Origin of the sequence: Achromobacter sp. Marseille-Q4962 (assembly GCF_943737005.1) — a bacterium.
Classification (GTDB): domain Bacteria; phylum Pseudomonadota; class Gammaproteobacteria; order Burkholderiales; family Burkholderiaceae_B; genus Achromobacter.
In genome coordinates, this window is record NZ_CALSFU010000023.1 from 13,183 (window position 1) to 34,413 (window position 21,231).

20 protein-coding genes and 1 pseudogene are annotated in these 21,231 nt (G+C 70.9%); 9 read left to right on the forward strand and 12 right to left on the reverse strand.

The window, feature by feature from the left end:
• Nucleotides 1–21: 21 nt before the first annotated feature.
• Nucleotides 22–1,611 (reverse strand): ATP-dependent acyl-CoA ligase, encoded by a 1,590-nt coding sequence (locus tag NGJ44_RS18555; protein WP_251864972.1) that lies wholly within the window; start codon nt 1,609–1,611, stop codon nt 22–24.
• 182 nt (nt 1,612–1,793) lie between these two features.
• Between NGJ44_RS18555 and NGJ44_RS18560 the strand changes: the two are divergent.
• Nucleotides 1,794–2,327, forward strand: a pseudogene (locus NGJ44_RS18560) (LysR family transcriptional regulator); the annotation flags it as partial.
• 121 nt (nt 2,328–2,448) lie between these two features.
• A complete protein-coding gene (locus NGJ44_RS18565) occupies nt 2,449–2,652 on the forward strand; it encodes a type 2 periplasmic-binding domain-containing protein (RefSeq protein WP_251865044.1) in 204 nt (67 codons plus the stop codon).
• Between the two features lie 19 nt (nt 2,653–2,671).
• On the opposite strand, the gene argC is transcribed toward NGJ44_RS18565, so the two are convergent.
• Nucleotides 2,672–3,604: an N-acetyl-gamma-glutamyl-phosphate reductase gene (gene argC / locus NGJ44_RS18570; RefSeq protein ID WP_251864973.1), complete on the reverse strand. Its 933-nt coding sequence runs from the start codon at nt 3,602–3,604 to the stop codon at nt 2,672–2,674.
• A gap of 172 nt (nt 3,605–3,776) precedes the next feature.
• On the opposite strand from argC, the gene NGJ44_RS18575 reads away from it, so the two are divergent.
• The 4 genes from NGJ44_RS18575 (at nt 3,777) to NGJ44_RS18590 (ending at nt 7,391) form a co-directional block, all read left to right on the forward strand.
• Nucleotides 3,777–4,670, forward strand: a complete 894-nt coding sequence (locus NGJ44_RS18575; protein WP_251864974.1) for a LysR family transcriptional regulator — start codon at nt 3,777–3,779, stop codon at nt 4,668–4,670.
• 89 nt (nt 4,671–4,759) lie between these two features.
• Nucleotides 4,760–6,181: a sensor histidine kinase gene (locus NGJ44_RS18580; RefSeq protein WP_251864975.1), complete on the forward strand. Its 1,422-nt coding sequence runs from the start codon at nt 4,760–4,762 to the stop codon at nt 6,179–6,181.
• Nucleotides 6,178–6,798 (forward strand): response regulator transcription factor, encoded by a 621-nt coding sequence (locus NGJ44_RS18585; RefSeq protein WP_251864977.1) that lies wholly within the window; start codon nt 6,178–6,180, stop codon nt 6,796–6,798. Before NGJ44_RS18580 ends, NGJ44_RS18585 begins: the two co-directional genes overlap by 4 nt.
• Nucleotides 6,799–6,908: 110 nt before the next feature.
• The gene (locus NGJ44_RS18590) at nt 6,909–7,391 is read left to right on the forward strand and encodes a GlcG/HbpS family heme-binding protein (protein ID WP_251864979.1); all 483 of its coding nucleotides are present in this window, start codon (nt 6,909–6,911) and stop codon (nt 7,389–7,391) included.
• Between the two features lie 27 nt (nt 7,392–7,418).
• On the opposite strand, the gene NGJ44_RS18595 is transcribed toward NGJ44_RS18590, so the two are convergent.
• Nucleotides 7,419–8,306 carry a LysR family transcriptional regulator gene (locus NGJ44_RS18595; RefSeq protein ID WP_251864981.1) on the reverse strand — a complete coding sequence of 296 codons (888 nt, stop codon included), beginning with the start codon at nt 8,304–8,306 and terminating at the stop codon, nt 7,419–7,421.
• Nucleotides 8,307–8,497: 191 nt separating this feature from the next.
• On the opposite strand from NGJ44_RS18595, the gene NGJ44_RS18600 reads away from it, so the two are divergent.
• Nucleotides 8,498–9,490, forward strand: coding sequence for a tripartite tricarboxylate transporter substrate binding protein (locus tag NGJ44_RS18600; RefSeq protein WP_251864983.1), 993 nt, complete (start codon nt 8,498–8,500; stop codon nt 9,488–9,490).
• 27 nt (nt 9,491–9,517) lie between these two features.
• Here NGJ44_RS18600 and NGJ44_RS18605 read toward each other — a convergent pair whose 3' ends face one another.
• Genes NGJ44_RS18605 through araD form a run of 3 tightly spaced genes read right to left on the reverse strand, consistent with a single transcriptional unit; the run spans nt 9,518 to nt 13,052 of the window.
• Nucleotides 9,518–10,507, reverse strand: coding sequence for a Bug family tripartite tricarboxylate transporter substrate binding protein (locus tag NGJ44_RS18605; RefSeq protein WP_251864985.1), 990 nt, complete (start codon nt 10,505–10,507; stop codon nt 9,518–9,520).
• A gap of 46 nt (nt 10,508–10,553) precedes the next feature.
• Nucleotides 10,554–11,273, reverse strand: coding sequence for a ribonuclease activity regulator RraA (locus NGJ44_RS18610; protein WP_053246143.1), 720 nt, complete (start codon nt 11,271–11,273; stop codon nt 10,554–10,556).
• A 48-nt stretch (nt 11,274–11,321) separates the two neighbouring features.
• Nucleotides 11,322–13,052, reverse strand: a complete 1,731-nt coding sequence (araD, locus tag NGJ44_RS18615) for an L-arabinonate dehydratase (protein ID WP_251864987.1) — start codon at nt 13,050–13,052, stop codon at nt 11,322–11,324.
• 121 nt (nt 13,053–13,173) lie between these two features.
• On the opposite strand from araD, the gene NGJ44_RS18620 reads away from it, so the two are divergent.
• On the forward strand, nt 13,174–13,911 hold the full coding sequence (locus NGJ44_RS18620; RefSeq protein WP_251864989.1) for a GntR family transcriptional regulator: 738 nt from the start codon (nt 13,174–13,176) through the stop codon (nt 13,909–13,911).
• Between the two features lie 83 nt (nt 13,912–13,994).
• Complete coding sequence (locus tag NGJ44_RS18625; RefSeq protein ID WP_082308488.1) at nt 13,995–14,462, forward strand: surface-adhesin E family protein; 468 nt, start codon at nt 13,995–13,997, stop codon at nt 14,460–14,462.
• Nucleotides 14,463–14,668: 206 nt separating this feature from the next.
• On the opposite strand, the gene NGJ44_RS18630 is transcribed toward NGJ44_RS18625, so the two are convergent.
• The 6 genes from NGJ44_RS18630 to NGJ44_RS18655 form a co-directional block, all read right to left on the reverse strand.
• Nucleotides 14,669–15,964, reverse strand: coding sequence for an O-acetylhomoserine aminocarboxypropyltransferase/cysteine synthase family protein (locus tag NGJ44_RS18630; protein ID WP_053246141.1), 1,296 nt, complete (start codon nt 15,962–15,964; stop codon nt 14,669–14,671).
• A 139-nt stretch (nt 15,965–16,103) separates the two neighbouring features.
• Nucleotides 16,104–16,586 (reverse strand): ubiquinone anaerobic biosynthesis accessory factor UbiT, encoded by a 483-nt coding sequence (gene ubiT, locus NGJ44_RS18635; RefSeq protein WP_251864991.1) that lies wholly within the window; start codon nt 16,584–16,586, stop codon nt 16,104–16,106.
• Nucleotides 16,583–17,482: a ubiquinone anaerobic biosynthesis protein UbiV gene (gene ubiV, locus NGJ44_RS18640; protein ID WP_502802146.1), complete on the reverse strand. Its 900-nt coding sequence runs from the start codon at nt 17,480–17,482 to the stop codon at nt 16,583–16,585. The genes ubiT and ubiV overlap by 4 nt, the downstream gene beginning before the upstream one ends.
• Entirely contained in the window at nt 17,473–18,489 is a 1,017-nt protein-coding gene (gene ubiU / locus NGJ44_RS18645) for a ubiquinone anaerobic biosynthesis protein UbiU (protein WP_053244931.1), read from the reverse strand. The genes ubiV and ubiU overlap by 10 nt, the downstream gene beginning before the upstream one ends.
• A gap of 66 nt (nt 18,490–18,555) precedes the next feature.
• Nucleotides 18,556–19,218 carry a response regulator gene (locus tag NGJ44_RS18650; protein ID WP_053244930.1) on the reverse strand — a complete coding sequence of 221 codons (663 nt, stop codon included), beginning with the start codon at nt 19,216–19,218 and terminating at the stop codon, nt 18,556–18,558.
• A 16-nt stretch (nt 19,219–19,234) separates the two neighbouring features.
• The gene (locus tag NGJ44_RS18655) at nt 19,235–21,172 is read right to left on the reverse strand and encodes a type IV pili methyl-accepting chemotaxis transducer N-terminal domain-containing protein (protein WP_251864992.1); all 1,938 of its coding nucleotides are present in this window, start codon (nt 21,170–21,172) and stop codon (nt 19,235–19,237) included.
• Nucleotides 21,173–21,231 lie beyond the last annotated feature (59 nt).

Consider the following 21,231-nt stretch of genomic DNA (forward strand, 5'->3'; position numbering starts at 1 on the left):
CGCGACGCCCGCGCGGCCCGGTCAGGCGCTGCGCGCCCGGAGGCGCGCCACCTGGTAGCCGGCGGCGTCCCTGTCCCAGGCGTCGCCGGTGATTCCCTCTTCGCGCAAACTCGCCTTGCGCACCTTGCCGTTCTCGGTGCGCGGCAGATCGTCCAGAAACCGCAGATAGCGCGGCACGGCGAAATACGGCATGCGCGGCTGGCAGAAATCGAGCAGCGCCTCCGGGCTCACGCGGCAGCCCGGCCTGCACACCAGGGCGGCCATGACCTCGTCTTCGGCCAGTTCCGAGCGCACCGCATACACGGCCGCCGCCGCCACCGCCGGATGCGCAAGCAGCGCCTGCTCCACTTCGTACGAAGAGATGTTCTCGCCGCGCCGCCGGATGGCGTCTTTCATGCGGTCCAGAAAGCGGAAATAGCCCTCGGCGTCGCGCACCACGCGGTCGCCGGTGTGGAACCAGAGGTTGCGCCACGCCTGCACGGTCTGCTCCGGCATACCGAAATAGCCGGTCGCGATGGCGAAGGGAGCCCGGGCCCGCAGCAGCAGCTCGCCCGGCACGCCATCGGGCACGGGACGGTCGTGCTCGTCGGCCACGCAAGCATCGAACTCGGGCGCCGCGCGGCCCATGAAGCCGGGGCGCTGGCCGGCCAGCGTGCCGCCCAGCGCGAAATTGGTTTCGGTGGAACCGTAGCCTTCCAGCAGCGCAATGCCCGTGCGATCGCGGAAAGCGCCGTGGAACCGTTCGGGCACCCCGGGCGCCAGCGCGATGCGTGTGCGGTGCGCCCGCTCGGCCGGCCCCGGTTCGCGCGACAGCAGCATGGGCACCATGGCGCCCAGCAGATAGGTCACGGTCGCCCGCGTGGCCGCCAGTCGCTCGAAATAGCGGCTGACCGAAAAGCGCGCATCGCACACCAGCGACGCGCCCGTCACCAGGGCCTGGAAACAGGCGTTGAGCGCATTGGTGTGAAACAGCGGCAGGCTGGTGTAGAGCACGTCGTCCGCGCCGATTTCCAGGTTGCGCGCCGCCAGCACGCCCCACCAGTAGAACTGCGCGTGCGGGCAGCACACGCCCTTGGACGGCCCGGAGGTGCCCGAGGTGTAGAGCACCGCCAGCGTGTCCCCGGGCGACAGGTCGGCCGCCGGCGCGCCGGCGGGCGGCACGGGCGGCAGCGGCTCGACGTCGCAGCCCGCGACACGCCGCGCGCCGGGCTCGCCGTCCAGCAGCCAGATGCGTCGCAGGGCCAGGCCGGACGGATCCAGGCCGGCCAGCGCCTCCAGGCTGCCGGCGTCGGCCGCCAGCAGCTCGCAGCCGCTGTTGGCCAGGATGTGGCGCAGCTGCAGTCCGCGCGAGGCGGTGTTGATGGGCACGGCCACCGCGCCCAACCAGCCGCAGCCCAGCACCAGCGACAGGAACGGCATGCCGTTGCCCGCCATGATGCCGACGCGGTCGCCCCGCGCCACCCCGGCCTGGGCCAGCAGCGCCGCCCAGCGCGCGGCGTGCGCCGGCGCGCCGGCGAAATCGAGCGCGCCTCCCGGCGCTTCCAGCCAGCGGCGCGCGCCGTGGCGCCCGCCCTGCTCCTGCAACAACGACGGCAATGTCAAAGGCTGCATGGACCGATCTTCCCCTTGTGTCGGCGCGCTGCCCGCCCGAGGCGGGCAGCGCCTGAAAATCAGTCTAGGAATCAACTATTTATGTGTCAAATTTATAGGTATTATTTTTCTTATAAACGGCACTGATTTGAGGGGCGCGCGCCATGTTCGATCTCAATCTCATGCGGGTTTTCCTGAGCGTGATGCAGGAGCGCAGCGTCACCCGCGCCGCGGCCCGCCTGCACCTGACCCAGCCCGCGGTGAGCTATGCGCTGGCGCGGCTGCGCGAACAGTTCGACGACCCGCTGTTCATGCGCACGCCGGCGGGCATGCAGCCCACGCCCGTGGCTTTCGCGCTCGCCGGCCCCATCGAACGGGGCCTGCACAGTTTCGAGGAAGCCGTGAACCTGCGGGCGCGCTTCGATCCGGCCGCCAGCGCGCGGCGGTTCCGGCTCTCGATGTCGGACATCGGCGAGATGGTGTTCCTGCCCGCGCTCATGGCCCGCCTGCACGCGCTCGCGCCGCGCATCCAGGTCGAGGTGCTGGAGGTGCCGCTGGAGCGCCTGGCGCAAGCGCTCAACGAGGGCGAGGTGGACCTGGCCATCGGCAACCTGGCCGGCCTGGGCAGCCAGACGCGGCACGCCGGTCTTTTTTCCGAGCGCTATGCCTGCATGGGGCGGCAAGGCCACCCGGTGCTGGCGCACGGCCTGACCCGCGCCCAGTACCGCAAGCTGGACCACATCCGCGTGGCGTCGCGCGCCAGCGCGCACCGGCTGCTCGACGACGTGCTGGCCGGAGGCCGGCCTGCCGCGCGAGCCCTACCTCACCCTGCCGCACTTTTCGGCCGCGGCCGAGATCGTGCGGCGCACCGACCTCACCGTCACGCTGCCGCTGCGGGCCGCCGAATGGTTCAACCAGGGCGGCGGCTTCGAGATCCGCCCCCTGCCCGTCGCGCTGCCGCCCCTGTGCGTGACGGTGCACTGGCATCCGCGCTTCGAGCGCGACCCCGGCCTGGCCTGGCTGCGCGACCGCGTGGTGGAGACGCTGGCCGACCCGGACTGAGCCGCGCCGGCCGGGCGCGCTACGCCCTGGCGGCCAGCATCAGGTCCAGGTTCTGCACGGCCGCGCCCGAGGCGCCCTTGCCCAGGTTGTCGAACACGGCCGACAGCAGGAACTGGCCGGCGGCCTCGTTGGCGTGCACCGCCAGGCGCAGGTTATTGGTGCCGTTTTCGGACTGCGGGTCCAGGCGCTCCAGCGCCGCGGTTTCCGCCTCGTCCGCCACCCGCACGGAGCGCGAGCCCGCGTAGCGGGACGCCAGGCAGTCGCGCAGCCGCGCGCCGTTCACGCCGGCGGGCAGCAGGCGGGCCTGCAGCGCGATCGTCAGCACGATGCCCTGCCGGAACGCGCCGTACGACGGCAGGAAGACCGGCCGCTGCGACAGGCGCGCATGGCGTTCGATCTCCGGGGTGTGCTTGTGGGCCAGCCCCAGCCCGTAGACCTGGAAGTCGGGCGCTTCGCCGGCGTCGGGCCCCTCATAAGCCTGCACCGCCGCGCGGCCGCCGCCCGAATAGCCCGACACGGCGTGGATGGCCAGGGGGCAGTCGGAAGGCACCAGGCCCGCGTCGACCAGCGGCCGCAACAGCGCAACGGCCCCGGTGGGGTAGCAGCCCGGGTTGCTCACGCGCCGCGCGCGGGCAATGCGTCCGGCCTGCTCTTCCTCCATTTCCGGAAACCCGTACACCCAGTCCGGGTGCGTGCGATGGGCCGAGCTGGCGTCGATCACGCTGACCGCCGGGTTGACGATGGAGGCCGCCGCCTGGCGCGCCGGCCCGTCCGGCAGGCACAGGATGGCGATATCGCAACTGTTGATGGCCTCGGCGCGGCGCGCCGGATCCTTGCGCCCGGACTCGGGCAGCGTCAGCAGGCGCAGATCGTCGCGGCCGCGCAGGCGTTCGTGGATCTGCAGGCCGGTCGTGCCCTGGTCGCCGTCGATGAATACCAATGCTTGCGCCATGATGCGGCGTCCTCCGTGGATGGTGTGTGGGTTGCGCCATGATGCGCCCGGCGCAAGCGCCAGCAAAGTTGAATATCATGATTCTTTCATTCAGTTTTTCTGAACCTCGCGACGGCCGGGCGGGCAAGGCGCGCCCGCGGCGAGGCTTCATGGCGAAACGATCGGGGAAGACATGAGGGAAATCAGCCTGGACCGCCTGCGCACCCTGGTCGCCGTGGCCGACCTGGGATCTTTCGCCGAGGCCGCGCGCGCGCTGCACCTGGCGCCGCCCACGGTCAGCCTGCACGTCAGCGACCTCGAAGCCCGCGTGGGCGCGCCCCTGCTGACGCGGCGGCGCGGCCAGGTGCGCCCCACGCCCATCGGGCAGACGCTGCTGGAACGCGCGCGCCGGCTGCTGGCCGACGCCGAGCAGGCGCTCGAAGACGTAGAGCGCCAGGTGCGGGGCCTGGCCGGGCGCGTGCGCCTGGGGGCGTCCACCGGCGCGCTGGCGCACCTGCTGCCGCAAGCGCTGGAGGCGCTGGGCCGCCGGCATCCGGGCATCGACGTGCAGGCGGCGGTGCTGACCTCGCAGGAAAGCCTGCGCCGCCTGGCGGAAGGCACGCTGGACATCGGCCTGGTGGCCCTGCCCCAGCCGGCGACCGGCGGGCTGGACATCCGGCCATGGCGGCGCGATCCCGTCATGGCGTTCCTGCCGGCCGCGTGGCGCGCGCCCGCCCGCGTCACCCCGCACTGGCTGGCCGGCCAGCCGCTCATCCTCAACGACGCCAGCACCCGGCTGTCGCGCCAGACCGCGGAGTGGTTCGCGGCGGCGGGCCTGGCGCCTCGGCCCCGCATCGAGCTGAATTACAACGACGCTATCAAGAGCCTGGTAGCGGCGGGCTACGGCGCGGCGCTGCTGCCGCACGAAGCCAGCGCCCCGCCGCCCGAGGCCCGCATCGCCATGCGTCCGCTGCGCCCGCCGCTGTGGCGTCCGCTCGGCATCGCCCATCGAACCCGAGGGCTGGAACCCGCCACGCGCCACGTGCTGGACGTGTTGTGGGAGCTGCGCGAGCAGTCTGCGGCCTGATGCGCACCCGCCCCGGCGGCCTCCGTAGGGCTACGGATGCCGCCGCGCGCGCCCGGGCGGGCATAATCCCCATTGTGAAATTCCATTCCTTGCCACGCGCGGTCCTGCCATGGCTGCTGATCTTCGGCCTGGGCGCGGCCTGGACCGGCTGGCGCGCCTACGCCGATGCCCTCGACCGCTTCCTGCAGGACACCAGCATCGCGCAACGCATGCTGAGCCAGAAAGCCGTGCAGCATGAGGCCGTGCTCGCCACGCTGTCGGCGCTGTCGCACCCGCCCGCGCCCGAGCGCCTTTACCCCAGCCTGCAGCCCGCCATGCCGCAATTGCGCGGCATCGGGCAGTTGCGCGACGGCGCCTGGACCGGCAGCCGCGCCGAACCGCCCGGCCTCGCGGCCGCGCTCGGGCGGGCGCGCGCAGCCGGCAGGCCCGCTGCCCTGGCCCTGGACGAAGCGCGCTACTGGCTGGTGGCGCCATCGGGCTGGAGCCTGCTCGTCGACGCCCGCGGCCTGGTCGCGCCCGCCGACCTGCCGCCCGGGCTGCGCAACCTCGACCTGTCGATAGGCGCGGCCCCGCTGCGGCTGCTGGACCGCCAGCCCGGCGAGGTCCGCGGCATCGCCATGGAATTCGACAAGACGCTGGGCGCGGCCAGCCAGCCCTTCCGCCTGCGCAGCGCGCGCACCCTCACGGCCGCCGACGCGCCATGGGGCGCGTGGGGCGCGTGGGCGCTGGCCAGCGCGCTGCTGGCGGCAGGTCTGCACGCCTGGCGCCGCAACCGCGCCGATACCCGCCGCCGCCAGGAAGAGGCGCGGCTCGCGGCCCTGGCGCGGCTGGGCACGCTGGGCGAGATGACGGCGGGGCTGGCGCACGAGCTGAACCAGCCGCTCACCGCCATCCTCGCGCACACGCGGGCCGCCGCGCGCCTGCTCGACGACGAAGACGAGCGTCCCGCGGTACGCCAGGCCCTGGCCGCCAGCGCCGAACAGGCGCGCCGGGCGGCCGGCATCATCAGCCGGCTGCGCGCGCTGGTCAAACCCAGCGGGCCGGCGCGGCGCGCGGCGGTGGACCCCGACGCCCTGGCCGCCTCGCTGCGCTTTCTGCGCGAGGCCGATCTGCAGGCCCGGGGCATACGGCTTTCCTGGCGCAATGCCAGTCCCGGCGCGCGCCCGCTCGGCGATCCGGTGGCGCTGGAGCAGATTCTGCACAACCTGGTGCAGAATGCCGCCGACGCCCTGGCCGGCGCGCCCGGCGCGCGCCAGATCGCGTTGCAGGGAGAAGCGCAGGACGCGGCCTACGCCTTCAGCGTCTCGGACACCGGCCCCGGCATCGCGCCCGATGCGCTGCCGCGCATCTTCGACCCCTTCTACACGACGCGCGCCCAGGGCATGGGGCTGGGCCTCACGCTGTGCGAAACGCTGGCCGGCTCCATGGACGGCCGGCTGGAGGCACGCAACCTGCAAGGCGGGGGCGCTTGCTTCACGCTGCGCCTGCCGCTGGCCGGAGCCGCGCCATGAACCGGGCCGCTGTCTCGCAAGACCCCCTGGTGTACCTGGTGGACGACGACGACGCCGTGCGCGACGGCCTGGCCCTGCTGCTGCGCAGCGTGGGGCTGCGCAGCGCGGGCTACGGCGATCCGCTGCGGTTCCTGCAAGAGCTGGCTCCCCAGGCCATCGGCTGCGTGGTGCTGGACATACGCATGCCCGGGGCCGGCGGCCTGGACGTGCTGGCCCGCCTGGCCGAGGCCAGCGACCTGCCCGTGCTCATGCTCACCGGCCACGCCAGCGTGGACCTGTGCCGCCGCGCCTTCAAGGGCGGCGCCATGGAGTTCCTGCAGAAGCCGGTGGACGACGACGCGTTCCTGGACGCCGTGCAGGCCGCGGTGCGCACGCACATCGCCAGCCGCGGCAGGCTGGCCGCGACCCAGGCCGCGCGCGACCGCCTGGCGCGCCTGTCCGGCCGCGAGCGCGAGGTGCTGCAATGCGTGGCGCAGGGCATGAGCAACAAGGAAATCGCCCGCCTCTACGCCCTTTCGCCGCGCACGGTCGAAACCTACCGCGCCCACGTCTTCGAAAAGCTCGAGGCCGACACCCTGGCGCAGCTCATCCGCCAGTATGCCGCCCTGCTCGACTAAGCCGCCTCCGTAGCGCTACGGAGGCGGCACCGTAGCCGGCCGCATACCGCCGGCGCGCGGATTTGGAGACACTGTCCTTTCCCCGATTTTCCCAAGAAGGACACAACGCCATGATCCGCACCCTTGCCGTTTTCGTCTCCGCCCTCGCCTGCGCGGGCGCCCACGCCGCCGTGCTCAACGAAAGCAACCTCGCCACGGCCGACGCGCAGAAACTCGCCGCCGCCGCGGTGGCCGCCTGCCGCGCGCAAGGCTACAGCGTGAGCGCCTCGGTGGTGGACCGCGCGGGCCTGCTCAAGGCTTTCTTACGCGACGACAACGCCGGCCCCCACACCATCGAGGCCAGCCGCGCCAAGGCCTACACCTCGGCCTCGGCCAAGGCCCCCACGCTGGCCATGATGGAAAACGCGCAGAAGAACCCCGGCGCGGCGAACCTGACCGACATTCCCGGCTATCTGCTGCTGGGCGGCGGCGTGCCCGTGAAGGCCGGCGACAAGGTGATCGGCGCCATCGGCGTGGCCGGCGCGCCGGGGGGGCACCTGGATGCGCAGTGCGCCGACAAGGCGCTGGCCGACCACGCGGCCCTGCTGCGCTGACCGCGCGCGGCCGGCCCGCCCCCGCCGCTACGGGCGGGCCGCCAGTTCCTGCGCCAGCAGCAGGGCCTGGCGCAGGAACGGCGAGGTATCGTCCTTGCGGTAGCTGACGATGACCGGCGACACGAAGGATTCCGCCTCGATGCGCACGTGGGCCACGTCCTGCCGCTGCAGGCGCTGCACCGAGGCCGGCACCACCGCCACCCCCAGCCCTGCCGCCACCAGGCCGATGGCGGTCTGCAGCTCGTTGGCTTCCTGCACCACCTGCGGCGCATGGCCCGCCGCGCGGAACAGCCCCAGCACGTGGTCAGAGAAATTGGGTCGGGGCCGCGCCGGATACAGCACCAGCGGTTCGCGCGCCAGCCGCTCGACCGTTACGCCGGCCTGCCCGGCCAGCGCATGGCCCAGCGGCACCGCCGCCATCAGCGGTTCCGTGAGCAGCACCCGGCGCTCCACCGCCGGGTCGTCGAACAGGATGCGGCCGAAGCCCAGGTCGATGCGCCCGGCCTTCAGCGCCTCCAGTTGCGGCAACGTGGTCATTTCCGACAAGCCCACGTCCACCAGGGGGTCCGCGCCCCGTAGCCGCCGGATCAGCTCGGGCACGAAACCGTAGAGCGTGGACGGCACGAAACCGATGCCGAACCAGCGCCGCTCGCGCCGCCCCAGCCGGCGCGTGCTTTCCACCACCTCGTCCAGCCGGGCGGTGAGCAGCCGCGACTGCTCCAGCAGGAAGCGTCCGGCCTCGGTCAGCCGCAGCGCGCGCGTGCTGCGCTCCAGCAGCGCCACCCCCAATTCTTCTTCGAGCTGGCGGATCTGGCGGCTTAGCGGCGGCTGGGCGATATGCAGCCGCTCGGCCGCGCGCGTGAAGCTGCCCTCCTCCGCGACCGCCTGGAAATAACGCAAATGCCTGAGTTCCATAAGATGAATACCTTAAAGGTATGAATCGCAACCCATATAGTCTTGGACATTGCGATAAATCTCAAGGGATACTCGCCCGCATTCGCATTCCGGCCGCAAAAAGTATCAATTGCGCCCGCACCGGCCAGGCCCGCCGGCCCCGGGCGGGAAAGCGCGACGCGCCCGGGACGGACACACACTCAGGAGACGACATGAATCTGCAACGCACCCTCGCCCGGCTCGTCCGCGCCAGCCTCGGCGCGGCGCTTCTGGCCGGCGCGGCCGGCGCCCATGCCCAGGCCGGCGCCTATCCCGACCATCCCGTGAAATGGATCGTGCCCTTCCCGCCCGGCGGCGCGATGGACAGCATCGCCCGCACCCTGGGCGAAGCCATGGGCAAGGAGCTCAACACCTCGTTCATCGTGGAAAACCGCGCCGGCGCGGGCGGCAATATCGGCTCTTCGGCCGTCGCCCGCGCAAAGCCCGATGGCTACACCCTCCTCATCGCGGCCAACGGCATGGCGGTGAACCCGGCGCTGTACAAAGACCTCAACTATGATCCGATCAAGGATTTCGCGCCCATCTCGCTGCTGGCCGTGGTGCCCAACGTGCTGGTCGCCAATCCGGCGCGCAACGACGTCAAGAGCGTGGCCGAGGTCATCGAAAAGGCGCGCGCCCAGCCCAACCACTACACCTTCGCCTCGGCCGGCGTGGGCACCTCCATCCACCTGGCGGGCGAGCTCTTCGTTTCCATGGCCAAGGTGGACATGCTCCACGTGCCGTACAAGGGCAGCGGTCCGGCCATGGCCGACCTGCTGGGCGGCCAGGTGGACTATATGTTCGACAGCATCACTTCGGCCAAGCCGCACATCGAGGCGGGCAAGCTGCGCGCCCTGGCGGTGACCACGAGCAAGCGATCGGCGGCCCTGCCCGGCGTGCCCACCGTGGCCGAGGCCGGCGTGCCCGGCTACGAACTGATGCCCTGGTTCGCCGCTTTCGCGCCGGCCGGCACCCCGCCCGAAGTCGTGGCCCGGCTCAACGCCGCCATGCGCAAGGCCCTGGCCGACCCCAAGGTGAAAAACACCCTGGACTCCATCGGCGCCGAGCCCATCGGCGGCTCTCCCGAAGAACTGCGCGACCACCTCGCCCGCGAGACGGCGCAGTGGAAGGTGCTGGTCAAGGAACGCAACATCAAGATCAACTGAGGACGCGGGCGCGCGGCCCCCTGCGCCTCAATCGACCGAAGCGCCCGATTTGCGCACCACCTCGGCCCAGCGCGGGATCTCGGCGGCCATGAGGTCGCGCAGTTCCTCGGGCGTGCTGCCCACGAGTTCCATGCCCATGGTCTTGCCGAGTTTTTCCTGCACCTCGGGCTCCTTGACGATGGCGGCGATTTCGCGCGCCAGGCGGTCCAGGATGGGCTTGGGCGTGCCCCTGGGCGCGTAGACCGCCTGCCACGACGCCATCTGGAACCCGGGCACGCCGGCTTCGGCCATGGTGGGCACATCGGGCGCGAGCGCGATGCGGTTCCGGGTGGTGACGGCGAGCAGCTTGAGCTTGCCGTTCTGCAGCAGCGGCAGCGCGGCGGTCATCTGGTCGAACATGAAGGTCACCGCGCCGGACGACACGTCCACCATGGCCGGCGGCGTGCCTTTGTACGGCACGTGCGTGAGCGGCACGCCGATCATGCTGGAAAACAGTTCTCCCGCCAGGTGCGTGGAGGTGCCGGCGCCGGACGAGGCGAAGGTGCGTTTGGACGGATCGCGCTTGAGCAGCGCGATCAGATCGGCCACCGAATTCACGCCCAGGTTGGGATCCACCAGCAGCACATTGGGCAGATAGGCGATGAGCGACACCGGCTCGAAGTCCTTGACCGGGTCGTACTTCAGGTTCTTATACAGGCTGGCGTTGATGGCGTGCGTGCTGATGGTGCCGCCGAAGAGCGTATAGCCGTCGGCAGGCGCCTTGGCCACATAGGCAGCGCCGATGCCGCCCGCGGCGCCCGGCTTGTTCTCCACGATGACGTTCTGGTGCAGGCGCTCGCCCAGCTTCTGCGCCAGCAGGCGGCCCACCACGTCGGTGGACCCGCCCACGGTGAAAGGCACCACATATGAGATCGGCTTCTGGCCGGGCCAGTCGGCTGCCAGGGCGGGGCCGCCCCAGGCGGCCAGCGCGGCCGTGGCGGCCAGGGCGGCGCACAGGCCGCGGCGTTGCTCGTTCATGATTGTCTCCTTGCCCTCGTTATGCGTGTATGGACTGCGGCGGGTTTCAGCGCCCGTGCTGCGCGCGCCAGGCGGCAAAGCGCTCGCGCGAGGCGGGATCGGTGGGCGGATACAGGCCCAGGATAGAGGCGCCTTCGCGCACCTGGCTGGTCACGAAGTCTTCGAACGCGGTCATTTCCGCCGCTTCGGCGGCGATCTCGTCGGCCATCCCGGCGGGTATCACCACCACGCCCTCGCCGTCGCCCACCACGATGTCGCCCGGGAATACGGCCACGTCGCCGCAGCCGATGGGCTGGTTGATGTCCAGCGCCTGATGCAGCGTGAGGTTGGTCGGCGCGGAAGGACGCTGGTGATAGGCGGGAAAGCCCAGCGCGGCGATCTCGGGCGAATCGCGAAAGCCCCCGTCGGTGACCACGCCGGCCGCGCCGCGCTTCATGAGCCGCGTCACCAGAATGGACCCGGCCGAAGCGGCGCGCGCGTTCTTGCGGCTGTCCATGACCAGCACCGCGCCTTCGGGGCAGGTTTCCACCGCCACGCGCTGCGGATGGGCGCGGTCTTCGAACACCTTGATGGTGTTGAGGTCTTCGCGGGCCGGGATGTAGCGCAGCGTGAACGCCGGGCCCACCATGTTGGGCAGCCCGGGGGCGAGCGGACGCACGTCCTGGATGAATTGGTTGCGCAGGCCGCGCTTGAAAAGCGCGGTGCAGAGCGTGGCGGTGCTGACCCCGGCCAACCTGGCGCGGGTTTCGGGTTTGAGTGTGGACACGGCGGCTCCAGAAAGTTAAGCGGAATGCGGGGCGGGGAAATCCCCGCCTCAGAAAATGGCGGGCTCGGGCACGGGGGCGCCAAAGCCTGTTTCCAGGAAATCGAAATCGCAGCCTTCGTTGGCCTGCAGAATGTGGCGCGAGTACATCCAGCCGTAGCCGCGCTCGTAGCGGGGCGGCGGCGGCGTCCAGGCGGCGCGCCGCGCGGCCAGCTCCTCGTCGCTCACATTCAGGTGGATGCGGCGCGCGGGCACGTCCACGGTGATGAGGTCGCCCGTCTTCACCAGCGCCAGCGGGCCGCCGATATAGGCCTCGGGCGCCGCATGCAGGATGCAGGCGCCGTAGCTGGTGCCGCTCATGCGCGCGTCCGACAGGCGCAGCATGTCGCGCACGCCCTGCTTCACCAGCTTCACGGGAATGGGCAGCATGCCCCACTCCGGCATGCCCGGCCCGCCCAGAGGACCCGCGTTGCGCAGGATGAGAATGTGATCGGCGGTCACGTCGAGGTTTTCGTCTTCCACCGCCGCCTTCATGCTGGGATAGTCGTCGAACACCAGCGCGGGCCCGGTGTGCTGCAGGTATTGCGGCGCGCAGGCGCTGGGCTTGATGACGCAGCCGTCGGGCGCGATATTGCCGCGCAGCACGGCCAGCGCCCCTTCCTGGTAGATCGCACGCTCCAGCGGACGGATGACGTCGTCGTCGTAGACCTCGGCGCCTTCGATGTTCTGGCCCAGCGTCCTGCCGGTGACGGTCATGGCGCCCAGGTCGAGATGGCCGCGCAGCCGGCTCATCAGCGCCGGCAGGCCGCCCGCATAGTAGAAATCTTCCATCAGGTACTTGTCGCCGCTGGGCCGGATGTTGGCGATAACGGGAACCTCGCGGCTGGCCGCGTCGAAGTCGTCCAGCCCGACCGCGCAGCCGGCGCGCCGCGACATGGCCACCAGGTGCACGATGGCATTGGTGGAGCAGCCCATGGCCATGGCCACGTTGATCGCGTTGCGGAACGAAGCGGGCGACAGGATGCGCGCCGGGGTCAGGTCGTCCCACACCATCTGCACGATACGGCGGCCGCATTCGGCGGACATGCGCATGTGGTTCACGTCCGCCGCCGGAATGGCCGAGGCGCCCGGCAGCGTCATGCCGATGGCCTCGGCAATGGCCGTCATGGTGCTGGCCGTGCCCATGGTCATGCAGGTGCCGTAGCTGCGGGCGATGCCGCCCTCCACTTCCGTCCATTGCTGCGGCGTGATGTTGCCGGCGCGGCGCTCGTCCCACAGCTTCCAGGCGTCCGAGCCCGACCCCAGCACCTTGCCCTTCCAGTTGCCGCGCAGCATGGGGCCGGCGGGCACGTAGATACAGGGCAGGCCCGCGCTGATGGCGCCCATGAGGAGCCCCGGCGTGGTCTTGTCGCAGCCGCCCATGAGCACGGCCCCGTCCACCGGGTGGCTGCGCAGCAGTTCTTCCGTTTCCATGGCCAGGAAGTTGCGGTAGAGCATGGTGGTCGGCTTCACGAACGATTCCGACACCGAGATGGCCGGCAGCTCCACCGGAAAGCCGCCGGCCTGGAACACGCCGCGCTTGACGTCCTCGACCCGCTGCTTGAAATGGCTGTGGCACGGGTTGAGGTCCGACCAGGTATTGACGATGGCGATGACCGGGCGGCCGGCCCAGTCGTCGGGGCCGTAGCCCATTTGCATCATGCGCGAGCGGTGGCCGAAGGAACGCAGGTCGTCCTTGGCCATCCAGGCCGCGCTGCGCAGGCTTTCGTAGGTGCGTGTCATGGTGGGGGCGGCTTTATCCGAATAGGAATGGCGATGACGCATTTATACACTAATATATTAGTGTGTCAGATAGGGGGAAACCCGCTATACTGCCGCTTTGTCCCTTCCCTGGCCGCCCTGCATGCCGCAGCCCAAACTCAAACTGGACCGCTCCCGCCACGCCGCTCCGCAGGTGTTCGAGCACCTGCGCGCCCAGATCGTTTCGCTGGCTCTCGCGCCCGGCGCCGCTCTGTCGCGCGTGGCGCTGGCCGAAGCCTACGGCCTGAGCCAGACGCCCATCCGCGACGCGCTGATCCGCCTGGCCGAGGAAGGCCTGGTCGAGATCTATCCCCAGCACACCACGGTCGTCAGCCGCATCGACGTGGCGGCCGCGCGCCAGGCGCATTTCCTGCGCCGCTCGCTGGAACTGGAGATCGTGCACACGCTGGCCCGGCGGCCCGACCCGGCGCTCTGGAGCCGCCTGCAGGCCGAGATCGACTTGCAGCGCGCCAGCCACCAGGCCGGCCAGACGCAGGCGTTCATCAATGCCGACCAGGCTTTTCACCGCGCCATGCACGAGGCGGCGAACGTGGCCGGCCTGTGGGAGCTCGGCCAGCGGTACAGCGGCCACCTGGACCGCCTGCGCCGGCTGCACCTGCCCGAGGCCGGCAAGGCCGAACGCATCCTGGACGACCACCAGCGCCTGCTGGACGCCATCGTCGCGCAGGATGCGCCGCGCGCGCAGGCCGTGCTGCGCGAGCATCTGTCGGGCACGTTGAGCCAGGTGGCCGAGATCTGCAAGCGCTACCCCGACTACGTGCTGGCCGACTACGCGCCGTCCGACGCCGAACCGCCGGCGGCGCGGGTTTCCGGCGCCTAGGGACGCGCCGCCGCGCGCCCCGCATCCGGCGCTGGCGGACATTCTCTATACTGATGGACCTTGCCCGCCGCTTAGAAGCTTTCATGACCTCCAGCCCCCTCGCGCGCTGCGCGGCGCGACTTCTCCCGCCTGCCGCCCGGCCCATGGCCGCTTGCGCGGCGCTTGCCTGCCTGGCGGGGCTGCCCGGACCGGCGCTCGCCGCGAACTGGACGCCGCTCGAGCCGCAGGCCATGCCCGGCGTGTTCTACGACAGCGCCTCGGTCGAACGCCTCAGCGAGCGGCCGCTGGTCATGGCCGTGACCGTGGGCTGGTTCTACGCCCAGCCCCGCGTCTCCGAATCCACCGGCCTGCGCTACGGCTCGGTCACCCAGGCCGTCACCATCAACTGCACCGACAACACCTACACCGTCATGCGGCGGCTGCACCATGCCGGCGGCAACGCCACCGGCGCGCTGGTCGAATCCATACCGGTGAACACCGTGCGCAACGCGCCCGTGGCGCGCGACCCCGTCCAGCGCAGCCTGCGCGCCATGGTCTGCCCCGCCGATTAGGACGCCTCAACCCTGAACGCAGCGTCGCGGCGCCCGGCGCAGGAGTCTGGCGGAGGGGCGGGAAAAAATGAAGCCCGACACGAACGGCCAGGACCGGCGTTCCCGGCCCTGGCCGCCATCGGCATCGGCATCAGATGCCATGTGCAAAATCTTCAGGGGGGCGATTTCATTGCCTGTCCACGGGCCCCAGCCGGCGCGCACGCCGCTCAGGCGCGCGCCAGCGCCTGGTCCAGGTCGGCGATGAGGTCGTCGATGTGCTCGATGCCGATGGACAGACGCACCATTTCCTCGCTCACGCCCGCCTTGCGCAGCTCCTCGGGGTTGAGCTGGCGGTGGGTGGTGGAGGCCGGATGCGTGGCCAGCGACTTGGCGTCGCCGATGTTCACCAGCCGCGTGAAGAGCTGCAGCGCGTCCTGGAAACGCGCCCCGGCCTCGCGGCCGCCCTTCACGCCGAACGTGAACAGCCCCGGGGCCTTGCCGCCCAGGTAACGCTGCGCCAGCGCGTGGTCGGCGTGGTCGGGCAGGCCCGCGTAGTTGACCCACTCCACTTTGGGATGCGCGCGCAGGAATCGCGCGACCGCGAGGGCGTTTTCCACGATGCGGTCCACGCGCAGCGCCAGCGTCTCGATGCCCTGCAGGATCTGGAAGGCATTGAAGGGCGAGATCGCCGCGCCCATGTTGCGCAGCGGCACCACGCGCGCGCGGCCGATATAGGCCGCCGGACCGAAGGCTTCCGTGTAGACCACGCCGTGGTAGCTCACGTCGGGCTCGTTGAGGCGCTTGTAGCGCTCCTTGTGCTCGGCCCAGGGAAACTTGCCCGAATCGACGATGGCGCCGCCCAGGCTGGTGCCGTGCCCGCCCAGGTACTTGGTGAGCGAATGCACCACGATGTCCGCGCCATGCTCGATGGGACGCAGCAGGTATGGCGACGGCACGGTGTTGTCCACGATGAGGGGCAGCCCATGGCGGTGCGCGATGTCGGCCAGCGCGCCGATGTCGGTGATGTTGCCCAGCGGATTGCCCACCGACTCCGCGAAGATGGCCTTGGTGCGGCTGTCGATCTGCGACTCGAAGGTGGAGAGATCGCGCGGGTCGGCGAAGCGGGCCCGCACCCCGTACTGCGGCAGCGTGTGCGCGAACAGGTTGTAGGTGCCGCCATACAGCGTGCTGGCGGACACGATGTTGTCGCCCGCCTCGGCGATGGTCTGGATGGCATAAGTGACCGCGGCCTGCCCCGAGGCCAGCGCCAGCGCGGCCACCCCGCCCTCCAGCGCCGCCACGCGCTGCTCCAGCACGTCGGTGGTGGGGTTCATGATGCGGGTGTAGATGTTGCCCGGCACCTTCAGGTCGAACAGGTCCGCGCCGTGCTGGGTATCGTCGAACGCATAGGCCACCGTCTGGTAGATCGGCACCGCGACCGCGCGCGTGGTGGGATCGGGGCGGTAGCCGCCATGCACGGCGATGGTTTCCAGGCGCCATTGGGGGTTCGGGGCGTCGGGCATGCGAGTCTCCTGTCGTGATTATCGAAGCGCGCGAGGCGCCGGCGGAATGCCCGATTGTAGGCAGCCCCGCCGCGCGCGGCCAGCGCCCCGCCCGCATATCCATATGCCCCGCAAGCGCCTTGGCGCTGCCCGGGCAACCTCAGCCGCCCGCGCCCGGCCTCGCCAGCCAGGCCGGGCGCGGCGCCGCATCCAGCCAGTTCTTCACGATCAGCCCCAGCTCGGTGTCGCCGCCGATGCGCAGCCGGCGCTGGAAGAACAGCGTGTCCGCATCGGTATGCCCGCGCGCCAGCGCAACCAGGTCCGCCAGGCGCGCGCCCAGCGCCAGGTCGGCGGGCGCGGCGCTCCATACCGGCCGGAAGCGGCCGCCGCACACCTCGAAGCGGTGGCACAGGCCCAGGTCTTCCACCGTGATGGCGAAGCGGCGGCCGTCCAGCTCGGCGGGCGGCGTCAGCCACCGCGCCAGGCGCGCCAGCTCCAGCCCCGCCGCGAACGGCAGCGAGCCCAGCGGCGCCGGCAGGCGGCGCGCGGCGCGCGCCAGCAGCGCCAGGGGGAAGCCGGGCGCGGCGCCCTCGCCCTGGCGCGCGCCGGCGCCCGCGTCATGGAAAGACGGTGCCGGATTCATGATGCGTCCTCGCTCAGGAAAATGCCCGCCTGTCCGTGGTAATAGCCATTGCACCTGGGCATGCCCGCCGGCGGCTCGGCGGGTCCGGCGGGCCGGCCCAGGCGGCGCTCGTGCAGCGCGGCCACTGCCTGCAGCGTGCCTTCCGATTGCGGGCTGACGCGCAGCACCTCCACCCCCATGTCCGCCAGCGCCTGCGCCTGGCCGGTGAGGTCCAGACAGGCGCCCGATTGCACCTGGACGCCGTTGATGGCCAGGAAGTCGCGCGACTCGCGGGTGCGCATGTCCAGCCCGTCCGGGTGTTCGATGCAGCGAAAACCGCAGTCGTCCTTTTTCAGGCCATGATGGCGGGCCGTAAAGCACCTGGCCGAATACGCCAGCGCCATGCGGCCCCACACCATCACTTCGCACTGCAGGCCGGCCGGACGCTCGCGCAACAGGCGCGCCAGCGAGGCGGCGTCGAGTTCCAGGGGAGCGACGAAGCGCGCCGCGCCCCGGCTGGCCAGCCATTGCAGGGTCCCGCCGTGGTAGGCATTGAGATGCGGGCCGGCCACGAACGCGCGGCCGGCCAGGTGCCGCACCGCGCCCAGTTCGCCCGCCTCCACCATGAATTCCCGCTGGTCGCACAGCTTGCGCAGCGCGGCCGCCTCCGCGCCCGACTCGATCAGCGTGCGGCCCGACAGCACCACGGTCTTGCCGGCGCCGCGCAGATCGCGGGCCAGGTCCAGCCAGTCCGGCGCGCGCAGCTCGTGGCGGCGGCTGCACACGGTTTCGCCGAGGTAGACGATGTCGGCGGCGCTGTCGGCCACCTCGGCGTAGAAGGCCACTGTGTGGGCGCGCGTCCAGTAATACTGCAGCGGGCCCACCGATATTCCGAAAGCGGCGGTGTTCATTTCCATGGCCGTTCGAATGCTCCCTGCGTAACCTGCGATCCCTCCGCGTGACGCGCCAGCGCCGCGTTCCATTCCGGACGCGCGCGGTAGCGCGCCGCGTTGGCGTGCGCGCTGTCGAGCGCCGCGCGCAGCGTGGCCACCACCTGCGACACATACGCCGGGCTGCGCTGGCGCCCTTCGACCTTGATCGCCGACACGCCCATCTCCGCCAGCTGCGGCAGCAGCGCGATGGCGTTCAGGCTGGTGGGCTCTTCCAGCGCGTGGTCGGGCCTGCCCTCGACCTCGAAGCGCCCCTTGCACAGCGTGGGATAGGCCGCCGGCTCGCCGGGCGCGTAGCGGTCGATGAGAATACCGTTCAGGCGCGCGTCCAGGTACCCGTTCTTTTCCTCCCAGCGCACCGCGTGCGCGGGCGAGCAGACGCCCTTGTTGTTGGGGGAATCGCCCGTGGCGTACGAGGACAGCAGGCAGCGGCCCTCGGCCATGACGCACAGGCTGCCGAAGCCGAACACCTCCACCTCGGCCTGCGTGCCTGCGCAGACGCGCGCGATCTCGGCCAGGGTCAGCACCCGCGGCAGCACCACGCGCCGGATGCCGAATTCCTCGCGCATCAGCTCGATGGCGTCGGCGTGCGTGGCCGAGCCCTGCACCGACAGATGCAGCCGCAGGTCGGGGTAGCGGTCGCGCGCGTAGGCCAGCAGGCCCGCATCGGCCATGATGACCGCGTCGGCCCCCAGGGCATGCGCCGCGTCCACCGCCGCGCGCCATTGCGGCCCGCGGCCCGGCTGTACGAAGGTGTTGATGGCGAACAGCACCTGCCGGTTGCGGCTGTGGGCGTAGGCCACGCCGGCGCGGATGTCGGCTTCGGTGAAATTGAGCCCGGCGAAATTGCGGGCGTTGGTGGCGTTCTTGAGGCCGAGATAGACCGCATCGGCGCCGGCTTCGACCGCGGCCTTCAGGGCCGCCAGGCTGCCGGCGGGCGCCACCAGCTCCATGGGAGAGGTTCGGGTTTGCATGAACGGCAGTCTAGGCGCGGCGCCGCCGGCCGGCCTTGCTGCAGATCAAAGGGGCCGGCGCCCCGCTCAGTTGTCCTGGCAGAGCGAGTGTTCCACCGCGTAGACGGCTACCTGCACCCGGCTCGTCAGGTTGAGTTTCTTCAGCACGTTTTGCACGTGGATCTTGACGGTGCTCTCGCTGACGTCCAGTTCGCGCGCGATGATCTTGTTGCTCGCGCCGCGCGCGAGCCAGCGCACGATTTCCTGTTCGCGCGCGGTAAGCCGGTGGCGCTCGGCGTGGCCCGCCGGCGCGGCCGGCTGCCCGGCCAGTCCGCGGAACTGCTCCACCAGCTTGGCCGTCATGTTCTCGGCGATGACGGGCTCGCCGCTCGCGGCCCGGCGGATGGCCGCCGTGAGCGCATCGGCGTCGATATTCTTAACCAGGTAGCCTCTTGCGCCGCTTTTCAGCGCCTGGCCGAGTTCATCGGCCTCTTCGGACACCGTGAGGATGATGACCGCGCAGCCCGGCAGGTCCTGCGTGAGCAACTGCAGCGTTTCCAGCCCCGACAGGCCCGGCAGGTTCAGGTCCAGCAGCACCACGTCGGGCTTGAGTTCCTGGGCGCGCTTCAGGCCCTCCACGCCGTCGCCGGCCTCCGCCACGACTTCGAAGTCGGGCTGGCGCTGCAGCAGCAGCTTCAGGCCGGAACGGAACAGGGTGTGGTCGTCGACGAGCAGGATGCGGATAGCCATGGTCTGCGGATAGCGTTCAGGCGGCCTGGCGCTCGGAGCCGGGCAGCGTCAGCGCCACCCGCGTGCCCGCGCCGGGCCGGGAATCCATTTTTATCACGGCGCGCATGCGCGCGGCGCGCTCGCGCATGATGTGCAGGCCCACGTGCGATTCGCCGTGCCGCGCCACTTCGTCCGGGTCGTAGCCCTGGCCGTCGTCGCGCACCGCCAGGGTGAAATCTCGCCCGTTGCGCACCTCGATGTCCACCCGGGCCGCCTCGGAATGCTTGCGCACGTTGGACAGCGCCTCCTGCAGGATGAACAACACCTGCAGTTGCTGATCGGGCGGCAGCGGCGCGCCCTCCCCCTGCACGAAAGACAGCTCCGTGTGCATCCCGGTCTGGCGCCGGAAACGCGCCACGGTGTCCTCGATGGCGGCCTGCAGGTCTCCCTGGGCCAGCTTGCTGCGGAAATTGTTCAGCAGCTCGCGCACGTCCTGGTAGCTCTCGCTCACCCCGGCGCGCAGCAGCGGAAGGATCTCCTCGATCTCGGCGCTGTCGCCGCGCTCGACCGCGCCTTCCAGCAATTGCAGCTGCAGGTTCAGGAAATTCAGCCCCTGCGCCAGGCTGTCGTGCAGGCCCTGCGCCACCAGGCCGCGTTCCTGGACCACGGCCAGCTGGCGCGCCTGCGCGCTCAGGCGCCGGTTGTCCAGGGCCACCCCCAGGTGCTTGCCCAGGGTTTCCAGCAACTGCGATTCGGAGGGCGCCAGCCGGCGCGGCTCGCGGAAATGCAGCGAATACGAGCCCAGCACCTGGTCGCGCGTCACGATGCGGAACACGGCCACGCTGGCGAAGCCGTCGCGCTGGCAGTTCAGGTCCGCCTGCGGCGGCGCCTGGCGCAGGTCCTGGATCACGATGACGCCCGGGCGCCGGGTGGCCGTGCCGCAGTGGCAATCGTCCACCTTCATGCAGTGCTCGGACTCCACCAGTTCGTCCGACAGGCCCACCGACACCACCAGGTTCAGGTTTTCCTGGCCGGGATCCAGGGCGCGGATGCTGCCGCCTTCGGCGTCGAACTGCAGCATGACCCGGCGCAGAAAGCCCTCGCACATGGGCTCGATGTCGTTGGGCTGGTTGAGGAACGCCGTCATGTCGTAGAGCGCGCCGATGTCGCGGTTCTGCGCCGCGAGCAGCGAGGTCTTTTCCTCGACGCGCCGCTCCAGCCCCGTGTAGAGATCCTGTAGCTGGTCGGCCATGCGGTTGAAGCCGTGGGCCAGCACCCCGAACTCGTCGCGGGTTTCCACCGGCAGCCGCGTGTTGAACTCCCGCGCGGCCATGCGCTGCAGGCCGTCGCGCAGGCGCAGCACCGGCGAGATGATCCACAGGTACAGCAGGTAGATCATGGCCAGCGTGCCCGCGCAGGCGATGGCCGCCAGCACCCCTTGCGACATGCGCAACGCCGTGGTCTTGCCCGCGTTGTCGCGCTCGATCATGCGCACCAGCGTGTCGGCCTCGTCCACGAAGACGGGCAGCGTGTCCAGATAGGCGGCCGCGCCGCCGCCGTCCAGCGCGGCCCGGGCCGCGGGGCGCATGGTGTGGTTCCAGTAGTCGGACACCGCCCGCCATTGCTCGCGGATGGCGGCGTCGTCGGGCAGGAACAGCGGGCGCGCCGGATTGCCGCGGGCCAGCCGGGCGATGGTTTCGTCCATGAGGCGCAGCTCCATGCCCGTGCGCTCGGCCCTTTCGGGATGAGGCCGCAGCAGCTCCACCGCCACCCGGTTGGCCCGCATGCGCAGACTGCCCGCGTCGTTGATCGCCGCGCCCGCGCCTTCCAGCTTCCAGGACAGCCATAGGGTGCCGCTCACCATCGACAGCACGACGGCAAGGGCGACCAGCGAGCTGGCGATGATGCGGGTGGACAGGCGGTGACGCGGCGACGGCAGGCCGTCGGCGCCGGCGGGGGATTCCTGGGACGTCATGGGGCGGGGAAAAGTCGGGGCCGACACATTGCCAGTGTAGCCGTTTCCGGCGCGGGCGC